Genomic DNA, 21,561 nt, shown 5'->3' on the forward strand with positions numbered 1-21,561 from the left:
TAGTTTCCTTCAACCCGAGTTACACCGCTCGTTTGACACACCCCTTCCCGAACGGGCCGGGTGGGGTGGTCCCGTCACCAAACTACGCAACCGCAAGCCGCCCAACGCAACAGGCGTGCCATCAACCCGCGCATGGCGCTGGCCGGTCTTTGATCAGATTGGCGGGGTCCGGGGCGGAGCCCCGATCTTTGAACAGGACTCGCCGCCCGCAAGGTGACCACCCGCATGGTCGCGTCCCGCAAGACGCGTCCCGCAAGGCGACCACCCGCCCGCCCGCGTCCCACAACCCCGACCATCCGCCGCAACAAAACCACCTACGGACAACAACCCGCCGCCCGCCAACGAAACAGGGGGACGAGCCACGCAAAGAGCGCGCCACCCAACCTCACACCAGCCCCTCCAACCGCCCCACCACAGCAGCCGCATCCGGCATCCCAGCGATCTCCACCGCCACCTCCCCGGCAGCCTCCCGCAACCCTGCATCCGCCAACAGCCGCAAGATCAACGACGCATCCACATCCGCCCCAGAAGCAGAGATCCCAGCCCCACGCCGATCCACAGCCTCAGCCGCAGCAAACCGATCCGACCCGTCCGGCAACACCAACTGCGGCACCCCACAAGCCAACGCCGCCAACGCCGTCCCAGCCCCACCGTGATGAATCACCGCATCGGACGTCCGCACCAACGCATCCCAAGGCATCCACCCACAAGCCGTGACGTTAGAAGGCAACCCACCCAGCGAACTGATGTCCAGATCCCCCATCACCAACACAAACTCCGCCTCAACCGAAGAAGCAGCAGCAACCACCCGATCCAACGTCGACAGCCCACCAACCTTCGGCGGAACCGTCCCCAACGTCACCGCCACCCGAGGCCCAGTACGAGGCGGCACCACCCCAGTCCCGGTGTAGGCACCAGCCCGCAAAGGCCAGCCGCGAGAAAACCCGCCAACCATCGAAGGCGGCGCCACATCCAACGACAGCACCTCCCCCATCGGCACCGACATGTGCTTGGCCATCACCGCATGCAACGGCGCAATCTCGGTGAACCCCAGGTCGTGCCGCACCGCAGGCACACCCAGCAAAGTCGCAGCAGCGGCTGCCGCAGGAAACAGGTACTCGTAGACCACCACGTCCGGCCGCCACGACGACGCGAACGCCGCGAAACTCTCCGCCACCTGATCGTTGACCAGCGCCGCCAGCGCCACAAAGGCCTCGCGGTCCGCAGAGTTCGTGGAAACCGTGCGCTCCATCTCCGCAGGCAGCCGGGAAGCCCCGAGCGAACGGATCGTGCTGCGCCAGTCCACGCCCGGCGCCGGACACGCGAACGGGAGGCCGGCCACCAGCGACTCGGCACCGTCCAGTGAGGCGAAGACGACCTCGTGGCCGAGCGCGCGGGCCGCGCGCGCCAGTGGGATCAGGGGAAAGAGATGGCCGGCGGCGGGAACTCCGCCGAACAAGACGCGCATGACACGGATTGTCACTTCTTGACAGGAAAGAGACAAGGAAAGCGGCCAGCTGAGACGATCTGGTCACGCCACGGAACGCGCGGGTATCTTTCGACGCGTGCAGGAACCCGCGCTCGTCGGTGAACGGCTCACCCTGTCGGCATTCACGCAGCTGTCCGGAACATTGGGCGGCTATCCGTTCGTGAAGGTCGTGGTCGACCGGGAGACCGGACTGACCCACTTCATGGACAGCCGGGAGAACCTCTTTCACGTCAAGTACATCGCGGCGCACGTCCTGCACATGCCGCCCGACGAGCTGGAACGCCGGCTCGACGAGATGAACTTCGAGGTCTACCACCGCGAGGACCGGCGGTTCTGCCTGGGGATCCTCGCCCTCCACGACAGGTTCTTCTCGCTCGAAACGGTCGAAGCGGACACGATGACCGGCGAGATGCTCCAGTTCTTCTACGACGAGGTGCGCAAGAACGTCGACCAGAGCGTGCCGATCCTGCTGAAACCGGCCAACCACCTGCAGGAAAGTCACGTGGCAAAAATCCCCAAAGACACCCTGCCACGCATCCTCAGTTATGAGCTGTTCTCAACTAATGAGTTCGTACCGCTCAACCCCGGCACCGCCGAAGGAAGACTCCGACTCTTTCACACCGACGAGGATTACCAGAACAGCCAGCTCGCGTGGCACGACATCATCGTCATGGCGAAAGTGCCGGATGACATTCCACGTTTGACAGGGGTTGTCAACGCCGAGCACACCACGCCGCTGTCGCACACGAACGTCCTGGCCAGCGGCTGGGGCATCCCGAACGCCATCCAGCTCGGCGCCCTCGAAGACCTCGCGCACCTCAACGGTCGCTGGGTCCGCTACACCGTCGACCCGGACCGGACGAAGATCGGCATCGAGCCGATCGAACGCCCGCACACCGAAGAGCCCTCCTGGCTCTCCACCCGCATCACCATGGACGAGCCGAACCTCAAAGACGACCGGATCGCCAGCCTCGAAGACCTGCGGTGGCGCGACAGCACCAGCTACGGCACGAAGGCAGCGAACCTCGGCGAGCTCAACGAGGTCGCGAAGAACGGCTCCACCCGCTGGCTCGGCTTCTACCGGATCCCGCGCCCGCCCCGCGAGAACCTCCTCCCCTACCTGAAAGCCCTGCTCGGCACCGAGGACCTGGACCAGGGCGCCAGAAACCTGTTCCAGCAACACATCCGCATCCCGCGCGGCATCGCGCTGCCGTTCAGCCTGCACCAGCGGTTCCTGGAGGCGAACCCGCGCATCCAGCAGGCGATCGGCAAGCTCAAGTTCGCCCTCGAGCTCGACGCGCGGCAGACCGACGCCCAGTGCGTCGAGCTGCAGCACCTCATCCGCACCGCGAAGTTCCCGGACGCGCTGATCCGCGAGATCGACGCGGCGATCATCAAGGACCTCGCCGGCGTCGGCACGTTCGTCGTCCGCAGCTCGTCCAACGCCGAGGACCTGGCCGGGTTCTCCGCCGCGGGCATCTACGAGTCGGTCACGCACGTCAGCGACGCACGCGGAATCCTCAGCGGCATCAAGGAGGTCTGGGCGAGCCTCGTCAACACCCGCAGCACGAAGCTGCGCAAGGAGGCCGGCATCAGCCTCGACGACGCCTACATGGGCGTGATCATCCAGGAACAGGTCCCGGCCACCAGCGGCGGCGTCATGGTCACGACCAACCCGTTGAACCGCAAGGACTTCCGCAACGTCTACATCAACGTCGCCACCGAGGTCACCGACGTGGTCGAGGGCGAGGCGCAGCCGTCCCAGTACCTGTTCAACACGGTCGAGGGCGGCGGCCGGACCGTCGCACTGGGACAGTCCGATGCGGATGACAAAGCAAAGGACCAGCTCCAGCGGCTCGCGATCGCCGGACGCCTGCTGCAGTCGCACTTCTCCCCCGACTACACCTTCGGCCAGCCGGTCGACATCGAGTGGGCCGCCGACAGCGACCACGTGCACCTGCTGCAGCTGCGCCCGTACGCATGACGGTCATTCGCCTGTACAAGGGCTATCAGCTGTTCAACGGCCTGCTGCTTTGGCTGCCGATCTTCTACCTGTACCAGCGCGACATCGGGCTCACCGACCAGCAGATCTTCGGCATCCAGGCCATCTACTACGTCGCCTTCTGCCTGCTCGACGTGCCCACCGGCGTGCTCGCGGACCGCTTCGACTACCGCCGGTTCCTGCAGCTCGGCGCCATCACGCTCACCACGGCCAACCTGATCCCGGTCTTCGTGCAGAACTACTGGGGCTTCCTCGCCCACTTCCTGCTGATCGCGCTCGCCTACTCGTTCACCTCCGGCGCCGGCAGCGCGTATCTCTACGAGTACCTGCAACGCACCGGCCACGAAGACCTCTACAAGCAGGCGGAAGGCGGCGCCCGCGCCTACAGCCTGGCGGGCCGGGTCGCCGCCCTCCCCGCCGCCGGTGTGCTGATGCAGTGGCAGTTCACCTCGCCGTACTGGCTCTCCGCCGTCGCAACACTCGTCGCGCTCGGGATCGCCCTCAAGCTTCCGCCACTGCCACCCGGCGAGCACCACCACAAGGAAATCGCCCTCAAGAGAGCCGTCAAAGCCCTCCGAGCCTCCCGCTACCTGGTTCTCCTGATGGTCCAGGGCGTCGCGATCTTCACCCTGGTCCGCATCCTGCAGGCCAACCTGTTCCAGCCCGTCCTCGACGCGAAACACCTGCCGGTGGCGGCGTTCGGCGTGCTCATGGCCGTCACGACGTTGTTCGAGGCACTCGGCGCTGCCCGCCCGAACCTGATCCGCAGAGCCATGTCCGACCTGCGCGCGGTCTTCGTGCTCACCACCGTGATGGCGTTGTGCCTCGCGCTCCTCGCACCGTCCGGGCTCGTGGTCACCGTGGTGTGCCTGTGCGTGTTCTCGCTGGCGACCGGCCTGTCGTTCCCCGTCCAGCGGCAGCTCGTCAACGACGCCATCACGGACCCGCGCAGCCGCGCCACGTTGCTGTCCATCGAGTCGCTGATCGACCGCGCGGTGTGCGCGCTGGTGATCTTCGTGCTCGGCGGCTACCTGGCCAGGGGCGCGATGAACGAGTTCCTGCTCCACGCGGCGGCAGGCACGGTCCTGCTGATGGTCGTCGTCGCGCTGTCGATCCACTTCGTCCGCACGAAGGAGCGCTCCCAGTGACCAAAGCGGCGAGCAAGATCCTCTACCTGTACGTCAAGGGCGGCCCGCCGCCGGAGCACTCCTTCCCGCGCATCGCCGCCCGAGCCGAGCTGCACGTCCTGGCGCTCATGCCGGTTCCCGAACCAGCCCGGGCTTCGTGCACCAGCATCGTCGACGCGCCGGGCGCACCACGCGGCGAGGAACTCGTGGAGTTCGTGGCACAGCACGCGAAGGCGATCGGCGCGGACGCGATCATCACGCTCTCCGAGTTCGGCGTGCTGCTGGTGGCCCACGTCGCGGACCGCCTCGGCCTCGCCGGCGCGGGCCCGAACCTGGTGCGCGCCCGCGACAAACGGCTGATGCGCGAGACGTGGCGGCGAAAAGGCGTGCCGATCCCGGACTTCCGCCGCGTTGAGTCCGAAGTGGACCTCAGCGAGGCGCTCGCCGAGCTGACCCCGCCCGTGCTCCTCAAACCGGCCTGGGGCGCGGGTTCCGTGGCGCAGCTCGTGCTGAACGACCAGAGCGACGTACCGGCAGCATGGGCGGAGGTGGCCGAGGCGCTCAAGCTGGGCAGCCAGGTGGGCATGAACGAGCTCTACGCCCAGGACACCGACGGCGACCTGCTCGTCGAGGAGATCTTCAGCGGCACCACCGACGGCTGGTACCCCGAGCCGGGTCACGGTGACTACGTGAGCGTCGAGGGCATCGTCGCGAACGGCGTCTACCACCCGTTGTGCATCACCGCCCGGCTGCCCGCGATCCCACCGTTCACCGAGGTCGCCAGCACCGCGCCGTGCACCCTCCCGGAACACCTGCAGCGCCGGATCGAGGACGTCTCCAGGGACGCCGTCGACGCCCTGCAGCTCGACACCTGCGGCACCCACACGGAGATCAAGCTCGGCGCGGACGGCTCGCTCACGTTGATCGAGACGGGCGCGCGGTTCGGTGGCGTGATGATCACCAGGGAGATCGAGGAGGTCTTCGGCATCGACCCGATCGCGATGCTCGTCGACCAGCTGCTGGGCCGTGAGGTCTTCTACCCCGCCCAGATGCTCACCACGGCAGGCCGTGCAGCGGCGTCGGTCGCGGTCATCCCCACGAACGCGGCAGGTACTCCTTGGCGCACCCGGCCGTTCTGGCGCCCCAACGACGTCGACTGGGCGAGCATCGTCAGCCCCGGCACCAAGGTCGAGGAGATCCCCGCGTTCTCGATGCCGGTCGGCGAAGAGGTGCCCTCCTACGACCCCAGCGGCGGATCCAGGAACTGGCTGGGACTGTTCGTGGTCACCGCACCCGACGCACGCCGGCTCCACGAAGACTGCAACGCGATTCTGGACGGCCTGGAAGCTGCGCTCAACGCGGTGGACTGCGACGAATGACGGCCTGGCGGAAGCCTCAACTCCGCGGATATCCGTCGGTGACGTCGAGCCCCTCCGGCAGCACGGCGAACAGGTCGACCGGCATCCGCTGCGACACCATCTCGGTGCGGTGCAGGCGTTTCAACCGGTCCTTGGCCACCGCGACCTCCTGCCCGGCCCCCTTCAGCACGAGCACCGGCACGGCGCCCAGCTCGACGTGCCCGCGCACCCGGTCCGCGGTGCCGCGCCCGAACTTCAGCACCTTCCCGTACCGCACCAGGTAAAGCAGGGTCTCCTCGCCGCGAGCACGTTTGAGCAGCTGCACCTCACCGGTCTCGGTGTTGCGCCCCCACGTGCCGTGCGACTTCGTCAACCACCGGAACCCGGTCCACGGCAAGCCGTGCACGTCCGTGGCGAGCACGGTCCAGCCCGGCTGGAAGTACTTCGCGAGCCGGATCTTCACGGTCGTCGCGGCGATGAACTCCGAGTTCTCCCGCCACGTCCCGTCGAGCTCCAGCCGGCGCGCGATCTTCTGCACCGCCGGGTCCGGCACCGACCGTTCGTCCAGGCACACCAGGCACCTCGTGCGCGAGCCGAGCCCGCACGACCGCGCGGTCCCGCACCAGCCGCACTGGTAGATCTGCACCTCGGCGCCACCGGGCCGGTCGTGCAACAGCTTCATCTGATCTGCCACGACCTGCTGGCACGGTGCGCACAGGGCACACCACGCGATCTCGGCGACCTCCTTGCGCGGCAACCGAGTCATGCAGTTGATGCACTGCTTCACGTTGTCCCTCCCCCGTGGGGAAGCCTATTCCAGGGCCCTCCGCAGACGCGAGGAGACGAGGGCCTGACGGGGATCTGTGGCCGGAAGTAGCAGGTGCAGCCGTTCGAGCACCTCGGCGTCCTCACCGCTGTCCGCGAAGGTCAGCAGCGCTTCGACGTCGCCGCGATCCAGCACGCCCTTGCGCACGGCAGCGGCCAGGTCCACCCGTTCCTCCCGGATCACCGGTGCGTCCGAACGGGGCAGCAACTCGCCGCTGTAGTGCCGGGTCGCCCTGCCCGCGTCACCGGCTCTCAGCGCGGTGCGGACGTCGAGGAAATCGCCGCGCACCACCGCGTCCAGCCGATAGGGCCGGGTCAGCAGCACACCACCCAGCTGCGCACGCAGCCGATGCAGCTCCGCGCGGACCGTGGTCGGGTTCCCACGTTCACCATAGAGCAGCAATGCAAGCTGTTCGGCGGTGAGTCCCTTGGGATGCAGCGCAAGCGCGGTCAGCACCTCGGCGTTGCGCAACGTCAACAGCAACGGCCGCCCGTCCAGCTCCGCGTGCAGACCGCCGAGGAAGTTCAACGTCAGCACGTGTCCGCGGGGCACGAGATGCTGCTGCAGGTGGTGTTCGGCGAGCCTGGCCGCGGCCGACACGAGCTGCACGACGGCCGGGTGCATGGTCTTCAACGGCCCGCTGACGTCGACGACCCCCAGCAGCAACCCCGTGTGCGGGTCGTGGATCGGGCTCGCCGCGCACGTCCAGCCGTGATAGGTGCGGACCAGGTGCTCTCGCGAGTGCACCGTGACGGGCTTGTCGGTGGCGAGCGCGGTACCCATCGCGTTCGTGCCGATGACCTCCTCGCTCCACTGCGAGCCCTCGGTGAGGTGGACGCGTTCGGCGCGGTGCCGCACCCCGTTGTCGCCCTCGCACCACATGATGTGCCCGCGCGTGTCCGTGACGATCATGATCGTGTCGTCCATCGCGAGGGTGTGCTTGAGCAGCGGCACGGCCGCTGCCAACGGGTGCGTGCCGCGCAGATCAGCGATCTCGTCTGGCGCGTACACCACCGGTGCCTCGTGCCGGTCCGGGTCGACGCGCGCCGCGAGGGACCGCCGCCACGACTCGGCGATCACCGGCCGTGTTGCTTCGCCGAGGTCCGTCACCACTCCAGGATGACGGTCCTTCTGCCCCAGACCGTTACTCCTTTCGGATGCAACGTCGGTGAAACGTTGCACTACTTAGCGTCGCCATCAGTTCGCAACGATGCGGGAGGGCGAGACGATGGTGCAGTACGCGGCTCCAGGACAACCCGGCAGCGTGGTGACGTACCGCGACCGGTACGACCACTTCATCGGAGGCGAGTACGTCCCGCCCGCCAAGGGCGAGTACTTCGCCAACCCGACCCCGGTCACAGGTGAGGAGTTCACCGAGATCGCCCGCGGCACCGCAGAGGACGTGGACCGCGCGCTGGACGCGGCCCACGGCGCCGCCCGCGCGTGGGGCAGGACCTCCCCCGCCGAGCGCGCAAACGTGCTGAACAAGATCGCCGACCGCATCGAGGCCAACCTCGAAACCCTGGCCGTCGCCGAGACGTGGGAGAACGGCAAGCCGATCCGCGAGACCCTGGCCGCCGATCTGCCGCTCGCGGTCGACCACTTCCGCTACTTCGCGGGCGTGATCCGCGCGCAGGAGGGCGGCATCTCGCAGATCGACGAAGACCTTGTGGCGTACCACTTCCAGGAACCGCTCGGCGTCGTCGGCCAGATCATCCCGTGGAACTTCCCGTTGCTCATGGCCGTGTGGAAGCTCGCCCCGGCGCTGGCAGCGGGCAACGCGGTCGTCCTGAAGCCCGCCGAGCAGACCCCGGCGTCGATCCACGTGCTCATCGAGCTGATCGCCGATCTGATCCCGCCGGGCGTGCTCAACGTGGTCAACGGTTTCGGCGTCGAGGCGGGCAAACCGCTCGCGTCGTCGCGCCGGGTCGCGAAGGTGGCGTTCACCGGCGAGACGACCACCGGCCGGCTGATCATGCAGTACGCCAGCGAGAACATCATCCCGGTGACTCTGGAACTCGGCGGGAAGTCGCCGAACGTGTTCTTCTCCGACGTGGCCGCGGAGCGGGATGCCTTCTACGACAAGGCACTCGAAGGCTTCACGATGTTCGCGTTGAACCAGGGCGAGGTCTGCACGTGCCCGTCGCGGGCGTTGATCCAGTCGTCGATCTACGACCAGTTCCTGGGCGACGCCGTGGAACGGACCCGCGCGGTCAAGCAGGGCCACCCGCTCGACACCGAGACGATGATCGGCGCACAGGCGTCCAACGACCAGTTGGAGAAGATCCTGTCGTACATCGACATCGGCAAGCAGGAAGGCGCCCGCGTCCTCACCGGCGGCGAACGCGCGGACCTCGGCGGCGAGCTGTCCGGCGGTTACTACGTGACGCCAACGGTCTTCGAGGGCGACAACAAGATGCGGATCTTCCAGGAGGAGATCTTCGGCCCGGTCGTCGCCGTGACGTCGTTCGACTCCTACGACGACGCCATGAAGACCGCCAACGACACCCTCTACGGCCTGGGCGCCGGCGTCTGGTCCCGCGACGGCTCCGTGGCCTACCGCGCCGGGCGCGACATCCAGGCGGGCCGCGTGTGGGTGAACAACTACCACGCCTACCCGGCACACGCGGCGTTCGGCGGCTACAAGCAGTCCGGCATCGGCCGCGAGAACCACCGCGTCATGCTCGACCACTACCAGCAGACCAAGAACCTGCTCGTCAGCTACTCCCAGAACGCCCAGGGCTTCTTCTGATGCCCCGCGTGGCACTGACCCCGGAGGCGGCGGAGGTTCTCCGCCGCCTCCGGGCTTCGCACGGCGACCTGATGTTCCACCAGTCCGGCGGCTGCTGCGACGGCTCGGCCCCCATGTGCTACCCCGCCGGGGAGTTCCGCACCGGCTCGTCGGACGTGCATCTCGGGGACCTGGCGGTGGACTCGTTCGTGGTCCCCGTCTGGATGTCCGCGGCTCAGTTCGAGTACTGGAGCCACACGCACCTGACGATCGACGTGGTACCCGGTCGTGGCAGCGGGTTCTCCCTGGAGGCACCCATGGGGGTACGTTTTCTGGTGCGTTCACGTTTGCTGAACGAGGAAGAGCTTTAGCATCTGCGCATGACCGTCCAATGCGGATGCTGCGGAGCCGACATCACGTCTACGGACCGCATCGACTACCGGTTGAACCGCCCGGAGCCGCTCATCGGCGTGCCCAGCGAGCAGCTCGGCGCCCCGACAGGCGGGCTGCTGGTCGGACCGGACGGCGACTCGTACCTCCGTTGTCTCCTGCCGGTTGCGCTGACCGGAGGAACGGAGCTGGTCTTCGGCGCCTGGATGCAGATCAGCAAAGTCGACGCGATGTACGCGCACGCGGTCTGGGACAACGACTCCGAGTACGCGAACTTCCGGGTGTCCGGCACGTTCGCGAACGTCATCCTGCCGTGGGACCTGCTCGGCACCCCGGTCGAGGCCGCCGTGCTCAACGCGGACGAGCTGCCGTACTACACGTCGCACCCGTTGCTGGAGCGCGAGTGGGACCGCGACGAGGTGCTGAGCTGCATCCGGCAGCCCCTGCCGATCCCGGTCAGGGAGACCCTCGGCGAGGTCTGGACCATCGAACGCACCGAGGGAATGCGCTGCGTGGTCGAGGATCGCACGGTCTGGTTCTCCAGCCCCGGCCGCTGGGTCGGCATCGACGTCTACAACGACCGCGCCCAGCGCACGCCCAGCGACTTCCTCGCCGCCGTGATCGACGGCTACCCGTCCGAGGACCACACCGTCGAACACATCGGCGACGAGCTGCGGCACGCGTTCTGGCTCAGCGAGGTCATCGACGGTCACGAGGAGCAGGTGTTCCACGGGCACGTCGTGCGGCCGGGCACCATGCTGTCCGTGCGCTGCGTCCACCGGTACCCGACTGACCGCGCGTGGGCACAGCACGTGCTGAACAGCGTCCGGTACATCGGATCATGACCGCCTGCGCGTGCTGCGGCGCCGAGGTCGAGGAGGCCGGCGCGCTCGATTTGAACCTCGGTCTGCCGCCCGAGCTGGCCGAGGTTCAGGTCGAGCGGCTGGCTGGCGGCAACGTGCTGCGGACCGAGACGGGTGCGTTCGCGCGGTGCGTGCTGCCCGTCGAGCTGACCGGGGACCTGGAGCTGTGGTTCGGCGCCTGGATGCGGATCAGCGAGCCCGACGCTCAGCGCGCGCACGAGGTGTGGGGCGGTCCCGGATATGCGGACCTGCGGCTGACCGGCACGTTCGCGCACGACATCAAGCCGTGGGACGGCCTGGACGGCGCCGAGGTGGTCGCGGAGGTCCGCGAGCCCGACTACCTGCCCGAGTTCGTCCAGCACCCGCTGCTCGGCACGACCTGGGACCGCGACGAGGTGCTGAGCGCGTTCCTGGTGGAGCTGCCGGTGCCGGTCCAGCAGAAGCTGCTCGGCGCGTGGAGCATCGAGCGCACCGCCGGCCTGTCCCCGCACCTGAGCGAGGACGGCCTGCGGTTCGTCGGTCCCGGCCGGACGGTCATCCTCGACATCCGCCGCATGCTCGGCGTAGCACCGGACGCGTTCCTCGACCTGGCACTGAAGGGCGCACCCGAGGGTCAGCGGGAACTCACTCGCAACGGCGTGGAGGTGCGGCACGCGCTGTGGCTCACGACCAGCCCGAACGGTGTACCCCAACACGAGTTCTACGGCCACGTCGTGCGGCCTGGCGACATGCTCATCGTGACGTGCATCCACGACGACCCCGCAGATCACGCGTGGGCGCGGCACGTGCTGAACAGCGTGCGCTACGGGGCCTGACCGAACGTCAGCTGCATGTCCTTCACGGCGAAGCTGACGAGCGGCGTTCGCCCGGTCAGGTCACCGAGCGGCCCGTCGACCGGGAACATCCAGCCCGTGCGGATGAGGCTGACCCGGCCGGACATCCGCGCTCGCGTGCGCACGTCGCGGCCGTCGAGGCGTTGTGCGGTCCAGCCTGCCGCGGTCCACCGGCCCGGCAGCGGCACGCCACCGGTCGCCGCGACGCCCGCGATCGACGAGCCCTGACCGAACCGGGCGAGCTGCTTCGGGATCGCCCACAGCTCGCGGCCGCCCTGACAGGACGCCTCGCTGTCGACCCAGATCTGCGGCACCGACACCGCCACCCGGCCCTCGTCGTGCACGAGGGTGGCGACGAGCAGCTCCTCGTAGGAGAGCACGCCGCCCGGCTCGTACGACACGAACGCGACGGCCACGAAAGCGTTGCCCGCCACCGTGATCACCCGTGCGCCGGACGGCAGGTGGTCTGTTGGCACCAGTCGCCGTGGCACCCGGAAGACGGAGATCACGAGAGAGCCCCGCAGGTGCCACGGCTCAGCTGGATATGCCATGCGACCGACCGTACAACCGATCAGGTGCTCACGAGCGTCCAGTGCTGGTTGTGCTGTCCGGCGCCGAGGCACGTCCACTGCTGGATCAGTGCGCCGTCCTGCCCGCCGGCCGCCTCGACGTCCAGGCACTTGCCGGTGTGGCGGGCGATGATCTGGTAGACGCCGTGGCCGATGTAGCTGAAGCGCCACAGCTGGTTGTGCTGCCCCGCGCCCAGGCACTGCCACTGCTGGACCCGCGCGCCGTCGTGCCCGCCCGCGGCCACGACGTCCAGGCACTTGCCCGTGTGCAGGGCGATGATCTGGTAGTAGCCGTCGGGCATCGCGTTCAGCCGCCACTGCTGGTTGTGCTGCGCGGGACCCAGGCAGGTCCACTGCTGGGTGAGCACGCCGTCCGCCGCCCCGGCGGCGTAGACGTCGAGGCATTTGCCGGTGTGCTCGGCTCTGATGTTGAACCACGGGTTCATCGTTCTGATCGGGTCGGCGCTCACCGGTGCCGTGAACACCACCGCGGCGGCGAGGCTCGCGACCACGGCCACCAGCTTCTTTCTCAGTGACATGTGTTGTCCCCCTTCATGTCCGGCGCCCAAAGCGGGCGGACCGGGCAACCCTCGCGCGAACCGGGCGGCCGCAGAACCAGGCGGGCCTTGCTCCTCGCGTGGAGGCAAACCTCCATGTGCCGCAACGGAACAAGCGTTTCCCGGTATCGGGAGGATCGGGCAGACTCCTGGAGTTGGAGGGGGTCCAAATGATCCGAGTTGTCGTCGGAGATGGGCATTACCTGAGACGTGAGGGGATCTGCCGGTTGCTCGCCGAAGCGGCGGAGACCGAGCTGCTCGCGGTCGCCACCGAACCCGCCGCGCTGCTCGACTCGGTGCGGCTGCGCGGACCCGACGCCGTGCTCACGAGCTTCGACGCGTGTGCGGTGCGGCGAGAGTTCCCGCGCATCGGGGTCGTCGTGCTGGCCCGGCACGAACGACCGGCGCTCGCGCTGTTCGACCACGGCACGGCGGGGCTCGCCTACCTGGTGGAGGACCGGGTCGGCGACTTCGGCGAGGTCGTGACGGCGTTGCGCGAGGTCGTGGCCGGTCGTTCGGTGGTGGATCCGCTGCTCGTGCACCGGGCCCCGATCGCCCGGCTGACCGCCCGGGAGCTCGACGTCGTGCGGCACATGGCGCAGGGACGGACGAACCGGGCGATCGCGGAGGCGCTCACGGTCGCCGAGTCGACCGTCGAGAAGCACGTGAACACGGCTTTTGCGAAGCTCGGGCTGTCCGGTGACCCGAGGCAGCACCGGCGAGTCGCGGCCGTGCTGGCCTATCTGCGTCACCAGGACCGTAACGTCAGGGAAATCCCAAGTTTGCCCGCGTGAGCTGGACCACTAGTAGAGCCGGGCTCACGATTCCCGCCATGAACGTCCTGCTGGCATTCGCACTCGCCGCGAGCGTCGCCACGCCCGCTGCTCCGCTGCCTCCCACGGCGCCGTGCCCGGAGAACGTCCCCGCCGGCACCACCTGTTACGAGGGCCGGGACGCGAACGGCGCGTACTACACGATCGCCGTGCCGAAGAAGTGGAACAAGACCCTGGTCGTGCACTCGCACGGCGGTCCGGACCTGGGCGACCCCACGCCCGAGCGCACCCGTGACGACCTGAACCGCTGGGCCGTCATGGTGAAGGAGGGCTACGCGTGGGCGGGCACCTCGTACCGGCGCGGTGGCTACGGCACGCGGATGGCCGCGGAGGACACCGACAACCTGCGCAAGATGGTCAGCGAGATGCTGAAGCCGCACAAGGTCTACATCCACGGACAGTCGTGGGGCGGCAACGTCGCGGCCAAGACCATCGAGCTGTACAAGGGTTACGACGCCGCGCTGCTCACCAGTGGCGTCATGGCCGGCGGTTCGCGCGGGTACGACTACCGCGTCGACCTGCGCGTGGTCTACCAGTACTACTGCGGCAACCACCCGCGGCCGTCCGAGGTGCAGTACCCGCTGTGGCAGGGCCTGCGCCCCGGTTCCACGATGACGACGGCGGGCCTGCGTTCACGGATCGAGGAATGCCTCGGCACGGCGGGCAACCGCACGCCCGAGCAGCAGCAGAAGCTCAAGGACATCCTCACGGTCACGAAGATCCCCGAGGAGACCCTGAACTCGCACCTGAACTTCGCGACGTTCACGTTCCGCGACATCGTGCACAACCGGCTGGGCGACAAGAACCCGTGGAGCAACGCCGGCGTGAAGTACCAGGGCTCGCACGACGACGTGGCGCTCAACGCCGGTGTGGAACGGTTTTCGGCCGATCCGGAGGCGCGGGCGGCGCTGGCCTACGACAGCGACCTCACGGGCAAGATCGACATCCCGGTGCTGTCCGTGCACGCCATCGGTGACCCGACCGCCTTCGTGGAGCACGAGTCCGCTTATCGGGACACCGTGCTCAAGGCCGGACGTTGGTGGAACCTCGTGCAGACGTTCACGAACGAGGCCACGCACTCCGCTTTCAGCGACTCGGAGTACGCGGCCGCGATGCAGTCGCTGGAGGCGTGGGAGAAGTGGGGGCTGCGCTCCAACCCCTACCTGATCGCGTACAGCTGCCCCGGCCACGACACCAAGTACGGCACGGGCTGCTTCTTCAACCCCGGTTACAAGCCCAACTCCTACGAGTCTCGGGTCGCACCCCGCACGTGACCCGTGTGAGCGAAGCCCGGCCGCACAGTGCCTCCAGGAATTCCTGTGCAGCCGGGCTTCGCGCCTGTTCTACGGCAAGAACTTCCGCACGAGATCCAGCACCGGGCCGGGCGCGTCGACCTGCACGAGATGGCCGGCGCCCGGTATCAGGTGCAGGGCCGCGCCGGGGATCGCGTTCGCCAGCTGTTCGCCCCTGACCGGCGGGATCCACTCGTCGTCCGCGCCCCAGCACACCGTCACCGGGATCGCGATGTCGCCGTACCGGTGCTCTATCTCGTCGGTGAACCTCTGGTCGTTCTGCGCGATCTGCCGGTAGAACGCGGGTTGACCTGCCTCACCGGTCCACGGCCGCACCAGTTCCTCAAGCACCTCAGGAGCCAGCCCGGGACTGCTGGCCGAGCTCACGTACTCACGCACCAGAGCAGCGTGCAGGTTGCCCGGCAACCGTTCGAAGACCGCTGACTGCTCCTGCACGAGCTTGAAGAACGGCGAGCCCCACGGCGCCAGTGCGACCGGGTCGAACAACGCGAGTGCGGCGTATTCCGCGCCGTGCAACAGATGTGCGCGCAGGGAGACGGCACCGCCGAAGTCGTGCGCCACGACGTGAGGCCGGACGAGACCCCACTCGGCCAGCAGATCTGCGAAGATCCGGCCCTGGGCGCTGAGCGAAACGTCCTGCCCCGGCCTCATCTCGGAACGTCCGTAGCCCAGCATGTCCCACACGTACACCTCGTGGTCCGCAGCCAGGTTCGTGGCGATCGCCTGCCACACGTACGAGCTGAACGGCGTGCCGTGCAGGAGCACCACCGGCGGCCCGGCGCCGAGCCTCGCCCAGCGAACCACACCGTCCGGGGTGACGAACTCCTCGGGAAGGTCCATCCTCCCGACGCTACCGGAACTTGACCTCCAGCTTGGTCGAGGTATGAGGATCTTGGGCATGGACACCACTGAGATCGAGAAGCTCGTCGCGACCGTGCAGCACTCCCAGCAGAACGAGCTCCCCGAGGACTTCATCGAGCTCTTCCGGGAAGACGCGATCTGGACCACCGCGCACGGCAAGCGCCTGACCGGCAGAGACGAGATCGCCTCCTTCACCCGCCAGGTCCTGCCCGGCGCCGCGAAGGAGGCGACCGCCACCTACGAGGTGGCACACGTGCTCTTCATCCGCCCGGACGTGGCGGCCGTGAAGATCCGCCAGCGACCGGTCAAGCCCGACGGCACCCCCATCACCGACCAGAACGAGGGATCGCCGCTCTACATACTGTCCAAAGAGGATGGTCAGTGGAGGATCGCGGCCGGGCAGAACACCATCGTGCTCTAGTGGTGTGGCTCGGAACGTTGCCGCGGGAATTCGCGGTCAGACGGGTGCACCGTGGTGCCCTGCTGAGCGTGGATCACCTCGCCAACGTTCCGAGACGCGCCACTAGCGGCCCTGCAGCGACTTCACCTTGTCGCCGAAGGTCCAGTTCTTCGAGCCGTCCCAGTTGATCGACCAGGTCATCAGGCCCTTGAGCTGCCCGTTGAAGCTGTTCCACGCCTGCCCCACCAGCGACGGGTTCATGTAGCCGCCGCCGGCACCGGGTTGCGCGGGCAGGCCGGGCACCTGCTTGTCGTAGGGCACCCGGATCGTGGTGCCCTGCACGACGAGGCCGCGGTTGAGGCACTGGGTCTGCGCGACGAACCCCTGCACGGTCCCGGCCTGGTAGCTGTCGCCGGAGCAGCCGTACATGGAACCGTTGTAGTACTGCATGTTCAGCCACCACAGGCGGCCGTTGTCCGCGTACTTCTTGATGATCGGCAGGTAGGCGCCCCAGATCGAGCCGTAGACGATGCTGCCGCCCGTCACGTACGCGGTCTCCGGCGCCATCGTCAGGCCGAAACCGGACGGCATCGCGGCCAGCACGCCGTCGATGATGCGGATCAGGTTGGCCTGTGAGGCCGACAGCTGGTTGATGTTGCCGCTGCCGACCAGGCCGGTCTCGATGTCGATGTCGATCCCGTCGAAGTTGTACTTCTTCAGGATCGGCACGACGGTGGCGACGAACCGGTTGGCCACGGTGGCCGAGCTCAGGTCGATGCCCGCCGTCGCGCCGCCGATCGACAACAGGATCGTGGCGCCGGCCGCCTTCGCCGCGCACATCTCGGCGGGCGTGGCGACCTTCACGCCGGCGTCCATGCCGTCCTCCCACAGCACCGTGCCGTCGGAGCGGATGACGGGGAACGCCGCGTTGATCACGTTGTAGCCGTGCTGCTTGATGCGGCTGTCGGTGATCGGGGTCCAGCCGAACGGCGGGTGGACCCCGTTCGACGCGCCGTCCCAGTTCTCCCAGTACCCGTGCAGGACCTTGCCGGCCGGGCGGGGCTTGAGGGCGCACGTGTCCGCCGCGTGAGCAGCGGTCGACGGGACCAGTGTCGCAATGAGCAGAAGCAGGGCTGTCAATGCGGAACGCATTCGCTCACCTTTCGCGTTCAGGCGGCGACCCGCTGTCATTCAAGCACGAAATGGTCCAGACCTCTAGCGGCGGACGTAACGCACAGTGCCCGGTCGGCGACACCTCCGGCGAACGTCGCGAACGGAGATGCCCGATGCCCGGCGAGTCACCAGAGACGGTCAAGATCACCGTCGACGGCCACCGCACCAGCACGGAGTCGTTGTGGGACTGGATGCGCTCCGAGCCGGAGCTGCGCGGCCGCCTGAGCGCCGGCACGCTCCCCGGACCGGACGGGGCGATGGGCTCCGGCTTCGAGCTGGTGGTCGAGGCCTCCGCACCGGCGCTGGCAACGCTCGCCAGGTCGATCCCGGCCTGGCTCTCCCAGCGGCACCACGAAGTCACGGTCCACGTCACCACGCCCGACGGACGCGAGGTGTCCTTCACCGCCGACCAGGCCCAGCTCCTGCGCGACGTGCTCGGAATCCGCTGACGTGCGCCTACCCGTTCCCGCGAGCTCCTACGCGGTGCTCATCGGCACCAGCACCTACCGCAACGGCGACCTGGCCGGGTTGCCCGCCGTGCGGCACAACCTCGACGACCTCGCCGCGATCCTCACGGATCCGGACCTCGGCGGGCTGCCCGCCGACCACTGCGTCGTCGTGCCCGACCCCACCGACGTGCGCGCCCTCTACCAGGTGCTCCGGGAGCACGCGGCCCGCGCGACCGACACCCTGCTCGTCTACTTCGCCGGCCACGGCCTCACCGGACCCCGCAACGATCTCTACCTGAGCCTGACCGACACCGACGCCCGCGAACTCCCCGTCAGCGCCCTGGCCTACGACCTGGTCCGCGACGTCATCGCCGACAGCCCCGCCCGCAACAGGGCGGTCATCCTCGACTGCTGCTTCAGCGGCCGCGCCGCCGCGGACATGGCCGGTGAGGAGGCGGTGTACGGCCAGGTCGGCATCGAGGGCACCTACGTGCTGGCCGCGACCTCCGCCAACGCCGTCGCACTCGCTCCGCCGGGCGCCCGGCACACCGCGTTCACCGGCGAACTCCTCCAGCTGCTGAGGTCCGGCGTGCCGGAAGGTCCGGAGTTGCTGACGTTCGGCGTCATCTACCGGCACCTGTTGCACACCACGACGAGCCGCGGCCTGCCCGTTCCCCGGCAGCGCGGGACCGGCACCGCCGACCTGCTGGCGCTCACCCGCAACCCTGCGCACACCGCACACGTGGAAGGCACGGGAGACGCCGGAGCCTTCGCAACGGAGGCACCGCCGATCGACCTCGTCCGCACCGACCCCGATCCTTCAGCGAACTCCGCGAACACGCCGGATCCACCGTCCAACACCGCGAGCAAGCCGACGCTCCCGGCCACTGCGGGCTGGCTGCGCCGACAGCGAACCTGGCACATCGCGGCAGTCGGCCTCGCTGCACTGTGCGCCACGCTGCTGGCACTGGCCGGCTCATCGACGAGCTGGAACGGCACGCCGTGGATCGACGTCGCGGCAGTCGCGCTGACCCAGGGCCTCGGCTCGGTCCTACCCGTGTCGTGGTCAGCGCACCTGACTCTGGCCGGGCGACTGTTCCTCGACCACACCAGCATCACCGGCGGAGTGGCCGCCCTGCTGCCGACGATCGGCTACGCGTCGACGCTCGCCATGCTGGCCTACTTCGCGGGCGACCTGTGGCGCGCCGCCCGTGCGGCTGCAACGGAAGGATCGTTCCTCCGGGGCGGTCGCTCGCTCGACGCCCGCCTCGCCTGGTACTTCATCCTCGGCGCCGTCGCGAGCCTGGTCGCGTTGCCGGTCCTGAGCCTGCTCTCCGCGCGGGCGAACCTCTGGATGATCGCCGTCGGTGTCACGACGACCGCGATCGTCCTCGGCATCGCGGAGAAGGCCGGGCGCAAACAGCGCGACCTGTCCGGCTCCACCGCCAGGGACGGCCTGCTGATCAGCGCCGCCTACTGCGTCACCTCATTGCTCCCCGGCACGTCGTCCCCAGGCTTCGCTCTCGCCGCCGGACTGGTGCTCGGCTTCACCCGAGTCGCCGCGCTCAGGCTCGCCCTGCTGTTCACGCTCGTCTCCAGGGCGTCGATCACGCCGCTCATCCTGTTGACAGCGGGGACCACCGCCAAGGCGAACGCGGGCCCGGCCACGATGCAGATGCTCGTGGGCGCACTGGCCGCGTTCGCCCTGACCTATGGCGCGCTGGCCGTACTTTTCCGCTACGTCCAGCGCCGCTCGCTCTACCCGTTCACCGCCTACCAGCTACTGCTCGCCGGACTGGTGGTCGTCCTGCTCGCGACGGGCACCATCTCGGCGTCCTAGGCCGCCTTGAGCGAGAAGAGCGTCTCCTCGGAGACCTTCCACAACCGCGCGGCCGCTTCCGGGTCCTGCGCGTAGGGAGCCACACCCGAGATCACGCCGCCGGTGTTGGGCAGCGCCTCGTTGCCGTCCTCGAAGTACTTGCCTGACAAGCCTTCGAGCAGCGGCGACGTGGCCACGACCAATGTCGTCGCGGCACCCTGCTCCGGGGTCTTCACCCGGCGCTTGGTCGCGGCGCCGCTGAGCCGGATCCGCTCCTGCAGCTCCTCCGGCGTGAGGTGCCGCTGCAGGTTCGTGGCGATGCTGCCGGGCATCAGCGCGTTCATCGTGATTCCCTCGGCGCCCCAACGCTTACCAGCCTCGACGCCGAACAGGACGTTCGCCGTCTTGGACTGCCCGTAAGCCTCCCAGCGCTCGTAAGGACGGTGCGCGTAGTGGATGTCGTCGAAGTCGACCGAACCCATCAGGTGCGCCGACGAGCTGACGTTCACCACGCGCGCACCCTCGGCGCGCAGCGAGTTGAACAGGCCCAGCGTCAACGTGAAGTGCCCGAAGTGGTTCGTGGCGAACTGGAGCTCCCAGCCCTCCGGCGTGCGCGTGAACGGCGTGGCCATGACACCCGCGTTGTTGATCAGCAGGTGCAGCGGACCGTCCCAGTTGCGCGCGAACGCCTTCACGGACGCCTGCGAGGCCAGGTCCAGCTTCGCCACGGAGATCTTCTTGTTGCCCGTGGCGGCGATCAGCGACGACGCCACGCGCTGCCCGGCGTCGATGTCACGCGCCGCGATGGTCACCGCCGCGCCAGCCGTGGCCAGCGCGCGGACGGTCTCGACGCCGATGCCCGACGCCCCACCCGTGACCACGGCACGACGACCCGTCAGGTCGACACCCTCGACCACGTCCAGCGCGGCCGTCTCGAACCCGTAACCAGTGGTGATCATGCCTGTTCCCCGATCTTCAACGTCTCTTCGGAGACCTTCCACAGCTGTGCCGCGGCCTCCGGGTCGTGTGCGTAGGCGGCGAGGCCGTTGGTCATGCCGGCGGTGTGCGGCAGTGCCTCGTTGCCGTCTTCGAAGTAGAGGCCCGAACGGCCCTCGACCAGCGGCGAGACCGCGAGCACCAGCGTGGTGGCCGCGCCCTGCTCCGGCGTCTTGAGCTGCATCGGCTTGCCGGACGCGCCACGCAGCCGGCGGCGCTCCTCCAGCTCCTCCGGCGTGATGTGCCGCTGCAGGGCCGTCAGGATCCCGCCCGGCATCAGCGCGTTCATCGTGATTCCCTCGGCGCCCCAACGCTTACCGGCCTCGACGCCGAACAGGACGTTCGCGGTCTTCGACTGGCCGTACGCGGCCCAGCGGTCGTACTCGCGGCGCTCGAAGTGGATGTCGTCGAACACCACCGGGCTCGCCAGGTGGCCGGTCGAGCTGACGTTGACCACGCGCGCACCCTCGGCGCGCAGCGAGTCGAACAGGCCCAGCGTCAGCGTGAAGTGCCCGAAGTGGTTCGTGGCGAACTGGAGCTCCCAGCCCTCCGGCGTGCGGGTCAGCGGCGTCGCCATCACACCCGCGTTGTTGATCAGCAGGTGCAGCGGGCCGTCCCAGCCGCGCACGAACTCCTTGACCGACTCCTGCGAGGTCAGCTCCAGCGGAGCGACGAAGATGTTCTTGTTGCCCGTCGCCTCCGCCAACGACGCGGCGACGCGGTTGCCCGCCTCGACGTTGCGGGCCGCGATGGTGACCTCGGCGCCCGCGGCGGCCAGCGCCCGCACGGTCTCGACGCCGATGCCCGACGCCCCACCGGTGACCACGGCGCGACGGCCAGAGAGGTCGACGCCCTCGACTACCTCGAGAGCGGTGGTCTCGAAGCCGAACGGGGTGGTGATGCGCTCACTCATCTGAAATCCCCAACCTCTGTCGTACACTGAAACGGAGGTTCCTCCGGTTCGGGTTCCAC

General features: G+C 68.4%; 21 protein-coding genes. 12 read left to right on the forward strand and 9 right to left on the reverse strand.

The window, feature by feature from the left end:
- Positions 1-385 precede the first annotated feature (385 nt).
- Complete coding sequence (locus tag LFM09_RS42945) at positions 386-1,468, reverse strand: nucleotide disphospho-sugar-binding domain-containing protein (protein WP_414102383.1); 1,083 nt, start codon at positions 1,466-1,468, stop codon at positions 386-388.
- A 97-nt stretch (positions 1,469-1,565) separates the two neighbouring features.
- Between LFM09_RS42945 and LFM09_RS42950 the strand changes: the two genes are divergently transcribed.
- From LFM09_RS42950 to LFM09_RS42960, 3 genes are read left to right on the forward strand one after another with little or no spacing between them, the layout of a single operon-like run.
- A complete protein-coding gene (locus LFM09_RS42950; protein ID WP_414102384.1) occupies positions 1,566-3,473 on the forward strand; it encodes a PEP/pyruvate-binding domain-containing protein in 1,908 nt (635 codons plus the stop codon).
- Entirely contained in the window at positions 3,470-4,639 is a 1,170-nt protein-coding gene (locus LFM09_RS42955) for an MFS transporter (protein ID WP_414102385.1), read from the forward strand. Before LFM09_RS42950 ends, LFM09_RS42955 begins: the two co-directional genes overlap by 4 nt.
- Entirely contained in the window at positions 4,636-5,997 is a 1,362-nt protein-coding gene (locus tag LFM09_RS42960; RefSeq protein ID WP_414102386.1) for an ATP-grasp domain-containing protein, read from the forward strand. Before LFM09_RS42955 ends, LFM09_RS42960 begins: the two co-directional genes overlap by 4 nt.
- 16 nt (positions 5,998-6,013) lie before the next feature.
- Here LFM09_RS42960 and LFM09_RS42965 read toward each other — a convergent pair whose 3' ends face one another.
- Both LFM09_RS42965 and LFM09_RS42970 read right to left on the reverse strand, forming a co-directional pair.
- Positions 6,014-6,763, reverse strand: a complete 750-nt coding sequence (locus LFM09_RS42965; protein ID WP_414102387.1) for a hypothetical protein — start codon at positions 6,761-6,763, stop codon at positions 6,014-6,016.
- A 24-nt stretch (positions 6,764-6,787) separates the two neighbouring features.
- A complete protein-coding gene (locus tag LFM09_RS42970; RefSeq protein ID WP_414102388.1) occupies positions 6,788-7,912 on the reverse strand; it encodes a GAF domain-containing protein in 1,125 nt (374 codons plus the stop codon).
- A 118-nt stretch (positions 7,913-8,030) separates the two neighbouring features.
- On the opposite strand from LFM09_RS42970, the gene adh reads away from it, so the two are divergent.
- Genes adh through LFM09_RS42990 form a run of 4 tightly spaced genes read left to right on the forward strand, consistent with a single transcriptional unit; the run spans position 8,031 to position 11,601 of the window.
- A complete protein-coding gene (gene adh / locus LFM09_RS42975; protein ID WP_414102458.1) occupies positions 8,031-9,554 on the forward strand; it encodes an aldehyde dehydrogenase in 1,524 nt (507 codons plus the stop codon).
- Complete coding sequence (locus tag LFM09_RS42980) at positions 9,554-9,904, forward strand: DUF779 domain-containing protein (RefSeq protein ID WP_414102389.1); 351 nt, start codon at positions 9,554-9,556, stop codon at positions 9,902-9,904. Before adh ends, LFM09_RS42980 begins: the two co-directional genes overlap by 1 nt.
- Before the next feature lie 9 nt (positions 9,905-9,913).
- Entirely contained in the window at positions 9,914-10,768 is an 855-nt protein-coding gene (locus LFM09_RS42985; RefSeq protein ID WP_414102390.1) for a hypothetical protein, read from the forward strand.
- Positions 10,765-11,601 (forward strand): hypothetical protein, encoded by an 837-nt coding sequence (locus LFM09_RS42990; protein ID WP_414102391.1) that lies wholly within the window; start codon positions 10,765-10,767, stop codon positions 11,599-11,601. Before LFM09_RS42985 ends, LFM09_RS42990 begins: the two co-directional genes overlap by 4 nt.
- Here LFM09_RS42990 and LFM09_RS42995 read toward each other — a convergent pair.
- Both LFM09_RS42995 and LFM09_RS43000 read right to left on the reverse strand, forming a co-directional pair.
- Positions 11,589-12,170, reverse strand: a complete 582-nt coding sequence (locus tag LFM09_RS42995; protein WP_414102392.1) for an acetoacetate decarboxylase family protein — start codon at positions 12,168-12,170, stop codon at positions 11,589-11,591. The genes LFM09_RS42990 and LFM09_RS42995 overlap by 13 nt on opposite strands.
- 20 nt (positions 12,171-12,190) lie before the next feature.
- Positions 12,191-12,727 (reverse strand): RICIN domain-containing protein, encoded by a 537-nt coding sequence (locus tag LFM09_RS43000; protein WP_414102393.1) that lies wholly within the window; start codon positions 12,725-12,727, stop codon positions 12,191-12,193.
- Positions 12,728-12,915: 188 nt separating this feature from the next.
- Between LFM09_RS43000 and LFM09_RS43005 the strand changes: the two genes are divergently transcribed.
- Entirely contained in the window at positions 12,916-13,539 is a 624-nt protein-coding gene (locus LFM09_RS43005) for a response regulator transcription factor (RefSeq protein ID WP_414102394.1), read from the forward strand.
- Positions 13,540-13,577: 38 nt separating this feature from the next.
- Positions 13,578-14,852 carry an alpha/beta hydrolase family protein gene (locus LFM09_RS43010; protein WP_414102395.1) on the forward strand — a complete coding sequence of 425 codons (1,275 nt, stop codon included), beginning with the start codon at positions 13,578-13,580 and terminating at the stop codon, positions 14,850-14,852.
- 69 nt (positions 14,853-14,921) lie between these two features.
- Here the strand turns inward: LFM09_RS43010 and LFM09_RS43015 are convergent, their stop codons facing one another.
- On the reverse strand, positions 14,922-15,731 hold the full coding sequence (locus LFM09_RS43015) for an alpha/beta fold hydrolase (RefSeq protein ID WP_414102396.1): 810 nt from the start codon (positions 15,729-15,731) through the stop codon (positions 14,922-14,924).
- A 58-nt stretch (positions 15,732-15,789) separates the two neighbouring features.
- Here LFM09_RS43015 and LFM09_RS43020 point away from each other — a divergent pair, with 58 nt between their 5' ends.
- Entirely contained in the window at positions 15,790-16,173 is a 384-nt protein-coding gene (locus LFM09_RS43020; RefSeq protein WP_414102397.1) for an SgcJ/EcaC family oxidoreductase, read from the forward strand.
- A 102-nt stretch (positions 16,174-16,275) separates the two neighbouring features.
- Here LFM09_RS43020 and LFM09_RS43025 read toward each other — a convergent pair whose 3' ends face one another.
- Positions 16,276-17,304, reverse strand: coding sequence for a chitinase (locus LFM09_RS43025; RefSeq protein ID WP_414102398.1), 1,029 nt, complete (start codon positions 17,302-17,304; stop codon positions 16,276-16,278).
- Between the two features lie 134 nt (positions 17,305-17,438).
- Between LFM09_RS43025 and LFM09_RS43030 the strand changes: the two genes are divergently transcribed.
- Positions 17,439-17,774, forward strand: a complete 336-nt coding sequence (locus tag LFM09_RS43030; RefSeq protein ID WP_414102399.1) for an effector-associated constant component EACC1 — start codon at positions 17,439-17,441, stop codon at positions 17,772-17,774.
- Between the two features lies 1 nt (position 17,775).
- Complete coding sequence (locus tag LFM09_RS43035; protein WP_414102400.1) at positions 17,776-19,614, forward strand: caspase, EACC1-associated type; 1,839 nt, start codon at positions 17,776-17,778, stop codon at positions 19,612-19,614.
- On the opposite strand, the gene LFM09_RS43040 is transcribed toward LFM09_RS43035, so the two are convergent.
- Positions 19,611-20,552 carry an SDR family NAD(P)-dependent oxidoreductase gene (locus LFM09_RS43040; RefSeq protein ID WP_414102401.1) on the reverse strand — a complete coding sequence of 314 codons (942 nt, stop codon included), beginning with the start codon at positions 20,550-20,552 and terminating at the stop codon, positions 19,611-19,613. The genes LFM09_RS43035 and LFM09_RS43040 overlap by 4 nt on opposite strands.
- Positions 20,549-21,502: an SDR family NAD(P)-dependent oxidoreductase gene (locus tag LFM09_RS43045; RefSeq protein ID WP_414102402.1), complete on the reverse strand. Its 954-nt coding sequence runs from the start codon at positions 21,500-21,502 to the stop codon at positions 20,549-20,551. Before LFM09_RS43045 ends, LFM09_RS43040 begins: the two co-directional genes overlap by 4 nt.
- Positions 21,503-21,561: the final 59 nt, after the last annotated feature.

The organism is Lentzea alba, from assembly GCF_047445655.1.
Classification (GTDB): Bacteria; Actinomycetota; Actinomycetes; order Mycobacteriales; family Pseudonocardiaceae; genus Lentzea; species Lentzea alba_A.

Coding starts and splice junctions, on each gene's coding strand:
- LFM09_RS43005 (WP_414102394.1), top strand. CDS start 12,916: ATGATCCGAGTTGTCGTCGGAGATGGGCATTACCTGAGACGTGAGGGG.
- LFM09_RS43015 (WP_414102396.1), bottom strand. CDS start 15,731: ATGGACCTTCCCGAGGAGTTCGTCACCCCGGACGGTGTGGTTCGCTGG.
- adh (WP_414102458.1), top strand. CDS start 8,031: ATGGTGCAGTACGCGGCTCCAGGACAACCCGGCAGCGTGGTGACGTAC.
- LFM09_RS42990 (WP_414102391.1), top strand. CDS start 10,765: ATGACCGCCTGCGCGTGCTGCGGCGCCGAGGTCGAGGAGGCCGGCGCG.
- LFM09_RS43020 (WP_414102397.1), top strand. CDS start 15,790: ATGGACACCACTGAGATCGAGAAGCTCGTCGCGACCGTGCAGCACTCC.
- LFM09_RS43040 (WP_414102401.1), bottom strand. CDS start 20,552: ATGATCACCACTGGTTACGGGTTCGAGACGGCCGCGCTGGACGTGGTC.
- LFM09_RS42995 (WP_414102392.1), bottom strand. CDS start 12,170: ATGGCATATCCAGCTGAGCCGTGGCACCTGCGGGGCTCTCTCGTGATC.
- LFM09_RS42985 (WP_414102390.1), top strand. CDS start 9,914: ATGACCGTCCAATGCGGATGCTGCGGAGCCGACATCACGTCTACGGAC.
- LFM09_RS42945 (WP_414102383.1), bottom strand. CDS start 1,468: ATGCGCGTCTTGTTCGGCGGAGTTCCCGCCGCCGGCCATCTCTTTCCC.
- LFM09_RS43025 (WP_414102398.1), bottom strand. CDS start 17,304: ATGCGTTCCGCATTGACAGCCCTGCTTCTGCTCATTGCGACACTGGTC.
- LFM09_RS43000 (WP_414102393.1), bottom strand. CDS start 12,727: ATGTCACTGAGAAAGAAGCTGGTGGCCGTGGTCGCGAGCCTCGCCGCC.
- LFM09_RS42955 (WP_414102385.1), top strand. CDS start 3,470: ATGACGGTCATTCGCCTGTACAAGGGCTATCAGCTGTTCAACGGCCTG.
- LFM09_RS43030 (WP_414102399.1), top strand. CDS start 17,439: ATGCCCGGCGAGTCACCAGAGACGGTCAAGATCACCGTCGACGGCCAC.
- LFM09_RS42980 (WP_414102389.1), top strand. CDS start 9,554: ATGCCCCGCGTGGCACTGACCCCGGAGGCGGCGGAGGTTCTCCGCCGC.
- LFM09_RS43010 (WP_414102395.1), top strand. CDS start 13,578: ATGAACGTCCTGCTGGCATTCGCACTCGCCGCGAGCGTCGCCACGCCC.
- LFM09_RS43045 (WP_414102402.1), bottom strand. CDS start 21,502: ATGAGTGAGCGCATCACCACCCCGTTCGGCTTCGAGACCACCGCTCTC.